Here is a 12,854-nt window from a genome sequence, read left to right as displayed (position 1 = left end):
ATTACGTTGGCCTCTTGCATTCCTATCTTTGAACCATTTGTTGAAGTCATTTTCAGGATTGAATCCTGTAAAAATGTCAGTTCGGTCGTTAAAAAATAAATGAAGAGCGTTTTATTACATTAGATTTCCCGCTGTCATTGCTTCCAGAGAAAATATTAATTTTCCCTCACGTAATCATATTATTATCCCCTAATGATCTAAATTTAGAAATCTCGACTTTCTCAATGTATTGCATATCAAATTGATTAATTAGTAGTTTATCAAAGATATATATTTTATTTTACAAGCCCAATAAATCAAGGCGAGCGTACGCCATGATGCCCGTTTCCCTACATTTTCTTGGACGAGTCCTTAAATGCTAACAAGCAATGGACACACAAAGCCGACCAATTCTTGCTGATGCTTAACTAGAGGGAAAAAGCATCAGATATATCGCTGAAAAAATGGGACGCAACCAAACATCCATCGTCATGCGGTTGAGTGAATTGGAAAAACAAGGATAGTACTAATTCTATTCGTATTTTTCGTATATTTGTTCATTGAGTTCTTTCACAGCGCAGACCGCCGCAACACAGTGCAGAAGATTAGTAAACTATTCGTTAACCGCTATAAATGAAAAATCCTCACAAACTCGCTGATTAGCTTGTCGTAAGGATTTATTCGTCTATTTTGGAGCGGAAAACGGGACTCGGACCCGCGACCTCAACCTTGGCAAGGTTGCGCTCTACCAACTGAGCTATTTCCGCAAATCGCAAATAATCAATACTTTGCAAGTGTTAAAATAGCTGTTTTATCCTCTGAATATCGGTCTGTAACACACTCTGTATCACATTTTCTTGCTTGCAAATTGTTTGTAATTAACAGATTCTTAATTTGTTAGATAGAATTTTACTCCTTGTGCTACATAAAGCATTTAACTTGTGTCGTTCATAAGCATTTATATTTTTGGCTATTAAAATATTACCTGCGTTCATTTCTTTAATTATTCATCAACCGACCCCAACCTCGGCACAAAAAAAGAGGAAATTTCTTTCCTCTCCCCTGCTCTCTCCTTTTAAGAATGTTGTGTTGCTTTTGTTGCTATATGAACTGTTCCAAATATTTCTCGTTAAATCCAGCCAGCGGGAATTTGAAAGTACTCGGTTTACCCTCTCTTGTCGTATAATCGAATACGACCGTATCGCTGTCGATATGCACCTGAAGCATATTCATGGTTTCAGTAGATTCTGTAAAGGTAACGATATTGGGAAAGGCTATCGCTGGGATTTCAATTGCTGGATTCACCAGAAAAGACATGCCTGTAAGCCCGCGTCCTCGTTTCTGGAAAGTCATGGATACTTGTTGTGCTGGGTCTATATCCAAAGCAAACATGTATCAAAATTCTAATGGTGTGGGAGTATCTTTTTTGCGTGCAACGATAAGCGACATTGCACAATCATCGTCGTAACTTACGGACTTGGCGACATAGGATAATTCCATGCCCTCTTTTGTTTCCATGCCTACCTTTCATTCAATTCTTGGTGTTTTTCTCTTCATTTTAGCTGTAATTTATATGGTTATTAAATCTTTGATTATGATGTAAATATAGCTTAAATTTATGAGAAATGCAAGTAATATAAAAAGGACAAACTTGGGCTATGTCTAATAATTAACCATTATGCCAAAGTTTGTCCATAAAAGAATCGCTACATTAATCGCTCCTATTTAAATCCCAGTTCTTATGGTATAAAAAGAACTGGTTGCAATAGGTTTATAAAAATGTGATATTAAACATCGACATTTTCTACTAATAGAAGACGGCTGCAAAGCCCTCTTTAATAGAATCAATATCAATAACTGCTTGTCTTTCTTAACTTCCATAATGTATCATTCTTGAAAATCAATTCCTATTATATTAAATCCACTCCAATCACTGTTTGCTTTATAAGTATCAACAGCAGACATCGGAACATAAAGTTTTATCATAGACTTATCAAGTCCTTTAAACGTGTCTTTAACATCGGCAATGCTGCTTGTAACATTTTCAGATATAGCATTAGATAAAAGTGTCGGCGGAATTTGCGCCTTACATACTATTGTTTGCAAATTCGTATGAGCAAACGCATAACCACCAATATTTTGTACTGATTTCCCTATCGTTATAGTTTTAAGATTATTACATCTATAAAATGCATAACGACCAATAATTGTTACATTATCGGGAATAACTATGTTGGTTAAAGGGGTATTTGAAAAGGCTCCCCAAATCCATCTTGTCAAAGCAGTTAAACCACCGCCGCCGCTATCACGGTGAGTTACTGCTATTCCATTGTCAATTATCAGTAATTTTTCTGGTAATATAATAGAACATAAATTTTTACAATTTGCAAATTCTGTACCTCCAATAGTGGTAACCTCTGTAAAATATGCTAATTCTTTAAATGATATTAATATATCATTTCCATAGAATAAATATTCTTCATTATATACTTTAATATAATATGGCAAATTAAACTGCTGATTAAGAGTTGTTATATTTTCAGCCTCTTCAACAGATAGATTGCCGTCGTTGTTAATATCCCATTGACGCAGACAAATTGCCTGTATATACTTATCTTCGAAATGAATTGTACCTGCGGGACTTATTATTTCTTCATTTTTTGAAATCATTATAACCGTTCCATCTGCCAACTCAAAATAAACATTGTTCTCGTCTTGCGTGATTTTGATGCTATCACCGTCTTTGCCATCTGCTCCATCTTCCCCTGTGGCCTTGCCTAACTGCGTCCAATTGGCTCCATTGTCATAGGAAATCCACCAATAGCCCTCTCGAATTTCGAGTTTAGGCGTAACACCGTCTGTTCCATCCGAACCGTCGCTACCGTCTGTCCCCTGTGCCTTGATTTTCTGTCCGTCCACAACGATAAATTCACTGTCCAGCGTCCAATAATAGATGCCGTCTGTGTCTTTCTTCACACCGACAACGGGAGTGTTTCCATCGACACCATCCGCACCGTCCTTGCCGTTGTAAATCACAATCGGGTTACTCTTGGCAAACTTAATCGTATAGCCTACCACCTTGCCGTTCTCGGTCAGCGGGTCTACACTTGTGATATAATCGTTGTTTTGAAGTGCCGTAACAATTGCCTGTAATGCTGAAAAGTTGGTGTTCGTTTCGTTGCAAAGACGCTGTAAGGCTTCAAAAGCAGACCATGTAGGCAGTTTGATCTCCGTACCATCAGCCAATGTAAAGATTACGTAGTCGGTGCTTGTTTTATAATCCACGCCCGAAAACATGGAATCTCCACCAACACCATCTTCTCCATCTATGCCGTCCTCGCCAGTCGCTTTACCTAATTGCGTCCAATTTGTTCCGTTATCGTAGGAAATAAACCAATAATCATTCTCGATTTTGAACTGGGGTGTAATCCCATCGTTTCCATTCGTACCGTCTGCGCCATCTTCTCCATCCGAACCGTCTTTACCGTCTGCCCCCTCGGCCTTGATCTTGTCGCCGTGCTCATCAGTCAGCCAGTCGCCATTGAGTGTCCAATAATAGACGCCATCAGCATCTTGTTTGACACCGATAGTGGGTGTTTCGCCATCTTTACCATTTGTTCCATTCTCACCTTCTTGTCCGTCTTTTCCGTGATAGATGGTAATAGGATTGCTTTGGCTAAAAGTTATAGTGTAGCCGACCTCTTTCCCGCCCTGCATGATGGGTGTTACCCCTATAACATAATCGTTTTTCTGTAATGCTGTAACGATGGACTGCAACGATGAAATGTTGGTGTTCATCTGCTTGCAGAGTTCCTCCAATTTAACCACCCGATTTTCGAGGTCATTCAGACCATTGCGCAATGCGCTGTCATCATATTTGTCGCTACAACCCATTAGCAACAAACCACTCATCAATAAGGATAGTAGTATTTTCATGATATGATTATTTTATTATTAGTTTAAATATTCATTTGAGCAATTGCCATTCAGAAAGTCCTACAATACTATGAGGAGTTATTTTAGAATCCAAAGTGAAAGGTTGCATTACTGCTAAAATGTTAAATAATATTTGTTCACCATCAAATACATACGGTATTTTACCATTTGTGAAAGGCGACAAGAAAAAATCAGGTGGTAGTATTTTTAGAATCTGTGATTTTTCTTTTGAATCTCTGATAAAAGTTGCAGAGTCGACCTGTTCAACTTCCATTTGTCTGTGGCTTGACAAATCTTCAAGAAGTAAAATGTTGCAATCATCTTTTTTAGCCAGTACAAAATAGCACCCCATAATTGATTGTATTATACCGTATCAACTCCTACTGCGGTGGGTTATATGCAAAAAGAAAGTGTGGAGTTGTTCGTTATCTGTACCGAGGTTCTGACAAAACCCAAAGACGAATAAGAAACAATACCCCACACCGAATAGAATATATCAGATGATATATGCCTATACACGGTGATGAGCGTTGTCGTTATCCTCGTCTTTGTAGAAACTGTCAGATTTCGGTACAAGGATTAGCGAAACACTTTCACTAAATAATATGTTACCGCCCATTCGGGACAGCACCACAAAGTTAGAAAATGTTTCTCAATACGCAACACTCTTGGGGTATTGTAGTTGCAAAGTTCTTGAAAACAAAGCATCTTTCCAATAGCAGGGCTTATGGAATCAAAACTTTGTTATTCGTACTTTGGGATTGAAGATTCTGAAAGTAAGCCAGCGTAATTGCAAAAATCAAAAGATACAATTATAAATTGCATATAGTTTATGATTTAGCATCAACTTAAAAGGGGAAACTAAAGGTTGCAGATTCCGTACTGAATCGCAATCATCTCAATATCTATAAATTGCAGTCTTAGTTATGTGGATTTGCTGACCGTCCTTTACTCTCCTGCAATCTTCTGTATCACGTCGTCCATACAGATAGCCTGTCCGCTTGCCAACCTTCCCCACCAACAGCAACCGTATTCCTCGATGATAACCTCTCCCTCTCGTTTGAGACGTTCTGCCAGCCAGCTGTCGATAAGCCACCATTCCATGATGTCGCCAAGAAAAGGATAGATGTATTCTTCTGGAAGCAGGTTCTTGTTCAGCATTTCATCCACGACTGCGGTTTGATTCGTCAGTACGCAGTTCTCAACCAGTCGTTGTGCGGTCATAGGATATGCTGTTGAGCGGCTATGTTACGAAGCCATTGGTTCGCAAAGGTGGTGTGGTCGGCCTGCAATCGACGGTTCAGCAATACGCCCTCGTCCGTCCATCTGACGCTGTACTGCTCTACACCCAAGTAATCATTTCGGTAGTAGTAAGGAATGAATTGCTGGCTTTCCTTGTGCAGTGCGATAATCATTTCAGGGTCGCGCATGGCATCCCCGTTCTGTCGTCCATAGTGGGCCAGCGAAATGTGGATGTAGTGCTCGGTGCGGTCGAAGATTTCGATGTGGACTGGCATGTAGGCTCCGCCCGACCGATCGACTTTCGTTGTTTGCAGGGCCAATAATCCACGCAGGATTTCAGCTGCTTTTCTGTCGAGTGTTTTCATTGGTTCAATCTGTTTTTCATTCTCGACAGGGGGAGGGGCTTTTGTTTATGTATCTGCCTGTGTAAAGTATACAGACAAAAAAACGCTGGCCTGTTTTCAAGTCAGCGTGTTGTCAAAGCAGGGATTATTCCTGCTCTTTCCTTTAATCTATACGCATCAGTCTCGACCTTATAATCGTGATGCAGGCCGTATTCTTACCGTCGATATTTCGATAGCAGGGCTGTATATCGAACCACTTGGCAAGGTCGGTTGCCTTTGCGGTCTGCTTGATCTCTAAATCATCATAGATATGCTGCAACTTTGCCTTGATTATTCTTGCAGGAATAGCGGTTTGTTGCGGCAAGTCATTCTTGATTCGTTGGACGATTTTATAAGCCGATTCTACGTTCTCCTGTTTGAGCAGTTCGCGTCGTATTTGCGTCTGGTTGTAATTCAACTCACGCACCCGTTCCGCTCCCAGATTCTCGTAACACTCCCTTACGAACGGATTTCGTCGTACAATTAAATCCTCTGTAAAGCACCCCAGCGAGAATTTATTGCTGGCAGTCCTCAACTCGGTATATCTTTCAAACAACTCCTTAAAGGGTATTTTGGCCTTGCCGTTCGTTTCCAGTTTGTCAATTCGTATATCATGCTGGGCGGTGGATGTTATCTCGTTTCCATTGCGTTGGTATTCCGTAATAAGGTTGCGACTATCTGTGTAAATCTGCTGTCAGTTGCGGAAATTCAGCATATCCAGTTTCAGACGGTTGCGGTCTATGGTCAGTGTTTTGCTGTTTATATAGTTCATAGCTGTATAAGTTGATGGTTTCAAATCCTCGTCCCCTGCGGCATATCATTGCAGCCAGCGTTCCGCTTTATCCATTTCTTGTTCCGTGGATGCCTTGAACTGTGCATAGCTGACATCACGTCCATAGCGGGACTTGGAGTAAATGTGGGTTATCTCTTTGTATTGCGTATCCCGTATGCGTCCTGCAATCTGGCGTATCGTGGTCGCAACATCCAACATCGAGTGTGCGGTCGTCCCATCGCTCACAATGTAGGTGCGCCCTCTCTTGTCGAAAATATCGCAACCCTCAAAGCAGGTAGAGGTATAGAAATTGATTTTGCAGGGCTGGTCGTTAGGCATACTTATCGGGAAACCGTCTATCTTCTCCTTGTTGCGGTCGTAACTCTCCCCACTCGTTGAGCAAACGATCTTTACTTGGTCGGATGTCAGTTTTGCATGACGAATCACCTTGCCGATGAACGTTACGCTGTTCACAAAAAAGTGCAGGTTGAAATCGACCTGTTGCGTTATGGAGTTTCTGCATAAAGCAACGACAACAGCTAAAGGGCTGGTTTCTTCTCACAACCGCACCTGCATCGGTTCAGCGTTCGGTCAGATGATTTTTGTTTGAGGCAAGACCTGTAATTCATCCAATAAAAACTCCTGTTCGATAGGCGTTGCCGAAAGATAGGTCTTGCTGGCAAAATAAGGTGCTTGTTCTAATAATCCAGCAATTGCTGAATGACGAAACGAATAATCGAACAGCAGGCGGTGGTATTCATCCACCAATAAGAATGCCTTTTTATAAATCTCGGTTCCTGCCACATCCACCACACGGGGTATGGCATCATAGGTGGCCATGATCTTTCAGCGGTCGTGCGTTTGCAGATAATCTGCAATCTCTTGGTTGCTGACATCACCATAGACACCCAGCAGGTCAGGGTGTCCCTGCATTTTGTCCTTGATAAGATTGACCGTCGGTGCGGCAATTAAAGTCGAACGGTTGTTCTCGATAGCGAGGGTTGTTGCACCGCAACCCGTGATGCCCTTGTCCAAAATGCAGTTCTCGGGCAGGCGGTTTTCTAACTCTGGAATTTGCTCTACTCACTTAGCTGTGGCTGGAGCGGTAATAATTCTCGGTTCCATAAAAATACGATTGGTTATTGATTCGGATTTCACCGCATTTTTTCTGTGTGTGAAATATCTTTTTATAAGGGAATTTCATTTCCTGCACAAAAAATATGCGACCATCGACCAAGAATAAGGACAGCATCTTCTGCTGCCCCTATCGTCCTTTAACAATCGTATTTGTGTATGGGAGAAATTCGCTATCTGAATTGCTTTACAAATATAGTAAAATATTTTACGAAATGCAAATGATTAGCCAACTATTTACAGATATTATCACGGGAAAATAAAGTAATGCAAGCCGAGCGAGTCTGCCTGTTCACGTCCGTACACATAGCTTGTTCTGGTTGATGAATCGCATTTTGTTCTAATAGGTCTGTAAAACAATGAATTTGTGAACCAATAGAACAATTTTGCATGCTATTTTGTTCTGTTAGTTTTATAAAGTGAGGTAAATCTTGATGAGTAACGAGGACAAACTTGGTTTAGGAGGCTATAAGATAGACCTTTTTTCAAATCTTGTGAAGATCAAAATTACAAACTAAAGCTTCTACGACAGCTTTCCTATTTTCTATTTTTCCTCCTGAATGGTAAAAATGATCTTGCATCACAATTTTAAAATTGCCCCAAAACCTTTCAATCATTTCATTTTCTCTATAATCATTATGATGCCAAGTTGATAAAATAAATTTTGCGGGTGTATTATTTAGTAGATTAAATAAACGCTCTTCATTTTCTAAACTCCAGCCATTATAGTAATCTGTTGATCGTCCGTAATAGGGCGGATCACAATAGATAAGGTCGTCTTCAGTTGCTAATGGTATAATTTCTTCAAAAGATTGAATTCTAAAATCCCAACTCTCTGTTATTATTTCTTTAACAGCAGATGCTTGATTAGTAATTTTAGTAATGTAGGCGGGGGAAAATCTATTAGGTTTCTTACAAAAAGGTATATTCCATTTCCCACTTTTATTAAATCGCATCATCCCGTTGAATCCAGCACGAGATAAAAATAAAAAGTCTAATGAGTGATACGATTCATTAAAACGCGCCTTTACAAAATTATAATGTTCGTAACCGTTATTATTGGCTATTTGCAGCATTTGGCCCTCTGTTATGAGATATTCTTTAATTAATTGCGGTGTAATTGTTCCATTTTTCAGATCCGAATAAAACTTAATAATGTGGGGATTGGTATCTGCTAAAATAGCTCTTTGACTTTTAATATTGAATCCAACTACGCCTGTCCCGAAAAATGGTTCGATCCATTGCCCTGTAAAATTCGGTATGATTGACTTTATCCATGGAACTAATTTTGTTTTAATGCCTTGACTCTTAAGAGGTGGGACTATTATTTTATTTTTTTCTTTTGGCGCCATTTCCTACTTTATCAAATAAATCTTTCCGACTTTTGAATTCTAAAAAGTCCCATATGTTTCTTACGGGGATGGATTTGTCATCACGAATAATATGAACCTTACCGTAATTCATCCAATATTCATCAAACCATTCTTCGCCTAAATTGGCAAAAACTCCGTTTCCATTTTTTAGGTCATTAATATTTGTTATAGATCCAATGTTGGCTGTATTGCCTGATCCTTGGCTATCGCAAGCAATTCTCCATTTTTCTGCTACAAAAAATTCAAAGTCCTTTATCTGTGAAGTTATTGATGTGAGTTTGTCGACTTTGATAACTTGCCTGTCATTTATTGGGTCGGCAATATCTCCTTTTTCTTCTAATTCGTTAACGTGTATTATTTCGGTGTCTTTCAGATTATCACAATCTATTCTTGTGTATATAATTCCTAAACAATAGTGTCCCATATAAGATGAATATGGGAATTGAATATTTTTAGTACCTTGCCTTTTAATAAAGTAACTACCATGGCTGCCTAATGTAAAACCCGCAGTTGTTCTGCTTCGTCTGAAAGTGGTCTTTATATCGACAGCAAATTTTACATCGGGATTGTCTTTTCGTATAAATGTTAAATCAGGGTACCAATTCTGTTTTTCTGCTAAAACGATAGAATAACCATAATTTGTTGCAAATTTTATAATCTCAGGGAAAATATGTATTTCTAAGATTTTAGAAATAATTTTAGTGTCGGATGATATTGTATATATATTTTTATATATGTCAATAAACCCCTTTATATTCCATTGCCCATCCTTTCCAGATATAGCTGGTTGCAATTTATTTATTAATTCATCCAATGCGGATTTGAATTCTGATTTGTACTTGTTTTTTTCATCAACAGTCATATGAGTAGCTTTTATAATAGACAAATATAATGAAAAAAGAGACTGCGCTAGAAATAGCTGTCTCTTTTATTTAAAGTAAATTTTGCATAGCCGCATCTATTTGCGAGTTCTCGAAACTGTCCAAGTAAATCTGTGTGGTGGATAAATCGGAATGACCGAGAGATTCGGAAATCAATGCCACGCTTACACCTGACCGTTTTAAGACTGTGGCGTAAGTATGGCGGGCTACATAGGTCGTTAAGGGCGTATGCAAACCGATTTCCTCACTCAATTCATGCAGGCGTTTATTGATGTGTTTCAACGTCTTCTTCACCCGTTCCAAGATTTGCTTCTCGGTCGTGTGGATAGTACGGTTAAGGATTGGGAAAATATAATCTTCCTCCACTTGGTCGGTGCGGTACTTGTCGATAATCTCCTGTGCCTGTTTCGTCAAACAGCAATTCATCATCTTGCCTGTTTTACGTCTTGCATAGTAGATTCTGCCGTTGTCGATGTCCCCGTATGTCAGCAGTGCAATGTCTTTGAAATTGATTCCTGCCATGAAATACGAGAATAGGAAAATATCTTTGGCAAGCTGGGTGTAAAAGTCCCTGTCCGATAAATCCAACTCGATCAGCCTGTGGATGTCATCTTTCGTAATGGCCCGTTTGCGGGTGTTCGTCCATAGGCTACCGACTTTGAACTGTTGAAAAGGATTTGATTTAGGAACGAATACACCCTCTGAAACCGCCTTGTTATAGACCGCTTTCAGTACGCTGAACTTGGTCGCAAGGCTATTATTGACATTACCCCTTTGACGCAGGAAGATTTCAAACTCCCTTAAATACGTCAAATCCAACTCGTCAAAGCGCATATTGACCGAGCGGAATTGCGACATAAGAGCAAGCGTTACCTTGTGTTTGCTGGCCGAACCGTACTTTTCGACCTTTTCAAGTCGTTCGATGATTTGCTTGAAATAATCGCCAACGGCGCAGTTGATTCGTTTGCCGTTCTGTTCAAACAGCGTATCGAACGTAACAGGGATTTCCAGCACCTCCAACTTTTTGATTTTCTTTTCATACTCACGTATTTTGGAAGTTATCTGAAACTGTATCTCTGCTCCGTCGGGACAGTTGTCGGTTGGGCATTGTTTCTCGAAATTCCAATGCTTCAATGCGACCGATATGCCCAGCCCAATGAATTTACGACGGCGGTCGTGGGTGAATACGAGGGCAAGAGGGGCAAGATTTTCTTTGTTGATGGCGTCTTTACGACATACGACGTTGATTGTCATAATCTTTAATGATTATGCAAGCCGCAAATGGGATAGGTGTGTTACACGGTTTTCTGTATCACACTCTGTATCACAAACGGCGATTTTAGGGCATTTTGTGTTACAGAAAGGGCTTCTGTAACATCAGACAGCAGAAATGAAAAAGCGGATAATCGTTTGATTATCAGCCTTTTGCTTGGAGCGGAAAACGGGACTCGGACCCGCGACCTCAACCTTGGCAAGGTTGCGCTCTACCAACTGAGCTATTTCCGCAATATTCATCCCGACCGATCCGGCGGCAAGTTCAGCAACCTCTCCGAACTCTGCCCTAAGCCTCATCGGACACTTCCGAAGCGACTGCCGTCCTGGTTTCGGGAGTGCAAATATAGCCCGAAATTTTTATTCCGCAAAATTTTTCGGGACGAAATCGCCCCGAAAAATCCGAAAAAAATCCCGGAACCGTCCACCGGCTCCGGGAATGCTTTCGAATGATATCAGTCGTTTAGCGGACCTGGAAGCCCTCGTCGGCACGCACCGGGATAGGCATCTGCGCGTAAACGCCGCTTTCGAGCTTGTCGCGCACGGCCTTGAACGCCTCGATGGTCACCTTCACGTCCTCCAACGTATGGGCCGCCGTGGGGATGATGCGCAGGATGATCTCGCCCTTGGGAATGACGGGATAAACCACCATCGAGCAGAAGATGCCGTGGTTCTCGCGCAGGTCCACCACCAGGTTCGTCGCCTCGGGAATGCCGCCCTTGAGGAAGACGGGCGTCACGGGCGAGTTGGTCACACCGATCTCGAAGCCGTTCTCTTTCAGGCTGCTCTGGAGTGCGCGCACGTTCTCCCAGAGTTTCTGTTGGAATTCGGGGTGGTTGCGGATCAGCTCCAGCCGCTTGAGCGCACCCATGACCATCGGCATGGGCAGCGACTTGGCGTAGAGCTGCGAGCGCATGTTGTATCGGAAGAGGTTGATCAGCCAGCGGGGACCGCAGACGAAAGCCCCGATGCCGGCCATCGACTTGGCGAAAGTGTTGAACAGCACGTCCACACCGTCCGTCACACCGAAGTGCGACGCCGTACCGCGGCCGCCCTCGCCCATCGTGCCGAAGCCGTGAGCATCGTCGACCAACAGGCGGAACTGGAAATCCTTCTTCAGGGCCACGATCTCATCCAGCTTGCCCAGGTCGCCCTTCATGCCAAACACACCCTCGGTAATCACCAGCACGCCGCCGTTCTGCTCCTCGGCCAGGTCGGTCGCGTGCTGGAGCTGCAGGCGCAGCGACTCCATGTCGTTGTGGCCGAATACGAAACGCTTGCCCTTGTGCAGGCGCAGGCCGTCGATGATGCAGGCGTGTGCCTCGGCGTCGTAGACCACCACGTCGCGCGGGGTCAGCAGGCAGTCGATGATCGAGATCATGCCCTGATAGCCGAAGTTGAGCAGGAATGCGTCCTGCTTACCGACGAACTCGGCCAGTTCGCGCTCGAGCTGTTCGTGGTAGATGGTCTGACCGCTCATCATGCGCGCGCCCATCGGGGCCGCCATGCCGTATTTGGCTGCGCCCTCGGCATCGGCCTTGCGCACCTCGGGGTGGTTGGCCAGTCCGAGGTAGTTGTTCAGACTCCAGTTGAGCATCTTCCTGCCCCGGAAATACATGTGAGGGCCGAGGTCGCCTTCCAGCTTGGGGAAAGCGAAATAGCCGTGGGCGTAGGCCATGTACTGACCGATGGGACCGCCCGCGTTTTTCTCGAGGCGTGCAAAAATATCAACCATATTCTCTGTGTGATTTAAGTTTAGTTTCCCGTTTTTCCGTTTCGGACGCACAAAAGTAACGATAAAACCGAATTAACGGTCAAAATTAGCCGTTTTTTATTCCACGCAGATAAGCATTTATACCTATTTTGGGAGAGGCCGCGACAT

At 42.3% G+C, this 12,854-nt stretch carries 12 protein-coding genes and 2 tRNA genes; all 14 read right to left on the bottom strand.

All coding sequences use genetic code 11. The features are described from left to right. Positions 1-670: 670 nt before the first annotated feature. Positions 671-746 (bottom strand) — tRNA-Gly (locus ACMO9O_RS04805). A gap of 334 nt (positions 747-1,080) precedes the next feature. After that, entirely contained in the window at positions 1,081-1,371 is a 291-nt protein-coding gene (locus ACMO9O_RS04800; protein ID WP_418982534.1) for a hypothetical protein, read from the bottom strand. Between the two features lie 495 nt (positions 1,372-1,866). Continuing rightward, complete coding sequence (locus ACMO9O_RS04795) at positions 1,867-3,915, bottom strand: PL29 family lyase N-terminal domain-containing protein (protein ID WP_418982533.1); 2,049 nt, start codon at positions 3,913-3,915, stop codon at positions 1,867-1,869. Positions 3,916-3,946: 31 nt separating this feature from the next. After that, on the bottom strand, positions 3,947-4,267 hold the full coding sequence (locus tag ACMO9O_RS04790; protein ID WP_418982531.1) for a hypothetical protein: 321 nt from the start codon (positions 4,265-4,267) through the stop codon (positions 3,947-3,949). Positions 4,268-4,863: 596 nt separating this feature from the next. Then, positions 4,864-5,139, bottom strand: a complete 276-nt coding sequence (locus ACMO9O_RS04785) for a hypothetical protein (protein ID WP_418982530.1) — start codon at positions 5,137-5,139, stop codon at positions 4,864-4,866. Then, positions 5,136-5,522 carry a DUF6908 domain-containing protein gene (locus tag ACMO9O_RS04780; RefSeq protein WP_418982529.1) on the bottom strand — a complete coding sequence of 129 codons (387 nt, stop codon included), beginning with the start codon at positions 5,520-5,522 and terminating at the stop codon, positions 5,136-5,138. Before ACMO9O_RS04780 ends, ACMO9O_RS04785 begins: the two co-directional genes overlap by 4 nt. A gap of 835 nt (positions 5,523-6,357) precedes the next feature. Continuing rightward, positions 6,358-6,786, bottom strand: a complete 429-nt coding sequence (locus ACMO9O_RS04775; protein WP_418982528.1) for a hypothetical protein — start codon at positions 6,784-6,786, stop codon at positions 6,358-6,360. Positions 6,787-6,903: 117 nt separating this feature from the next. Then, positions 6,904-7,152, bottom strand: a complete 249-nt coding sequence (locus ACMO9O_RS04770; protein WP_418982527.1) for a hypothetical protein — start codon at positions 7,150-7,152, stop codon at positions 6,904-6,906. Positions 7,153-7,158: 6 nt separating this feature from the next. Continuing rightward, on the bottom strand, positions 7,159-7,347 hold the full coding sequence (locus ACMO9O_RS04765; RefSeq protein ID WP_418982526.1) for a hypothetical protein: 189 nt from the start codon (positions 7,345-7,347) through the stop codon (positions 7,159-7,161). Between the two features lie 584 nt (positions 7,348-7,931). Further along, positions 7,932-8,798 carry a DNA adenine methylase gene (locus tag ACMO9O_RS04760; RefSeq protein WP_418982525.1) on the bottom strand — a complete coding sequence of 289 codons (867 nt, stop codon included), beginning with the start codon at positions 8,796-8,798 and terminating at the stop codon, positions 7,932-7,934. Continuing rightward, positions 8,776-9,681: a type II restriction endonuclease gene (locus tag ACMO9O_RS04755; RefSeq protein ID WP_418982524.1), complete on the bottom strand. Its 906-nt coding sequence runs from the start codon at positions 9,679-9,681 to the stop codon at positions 8,776-8,778. The genes ACMO9O_RS04760 and ACMO9O_RS04755 overlap by 23 nt, the downstream gene beginning before the upstream one ends. Positions 9,682-9,751: 70 nt before the next feature. Next, positions 9,752-10,954 carry a phage integrase SAM-like domain-containing protein gene (locus tag ACMO9O_RS04750; protein WP_418982522.1) on the bottom strand — a complete coding sequence of 401 codons (1,203 nt, stop codon included), beginning with the start codon at positions 10,952-10,954 and terminating at the stop codon, positions 9,752-9,754. 176 nt (positions 10,955-11,130) lie between these two features. After that, positions 11,131-11,206, bottom strand: a tRNA-Gly gene (locus ACMO9O_RS04745). Between the two features lie 229 nt (positions 11,207-11,435). Continuing rightward, entirely contained in the window at positions 11,436-12,707 is a 1,272-nt protein-coding gene (locus ACMO9O_RS04740; protein ID WP_418982521.1) for an aminotransferase class I/II-fold pyridoxal phosphate-dependent enzyme, read from the bottom strand. Between the last annotated feature and the right edge of the window lie 147 nt (positions 12,708-12,854).

The organism is Alistipes sp. (assembly GCF_048465635.1).
Taxonomy (GTDB): Bacteria; Bacteroidota; Bacteroidia; order Bacteroidales; family Rikenellaceae; genus Alistipes.
Note: the sequence above shows the minus strand (reverse complement) of the source record. Positions and strands in the feature narration are given on the sequence as shown.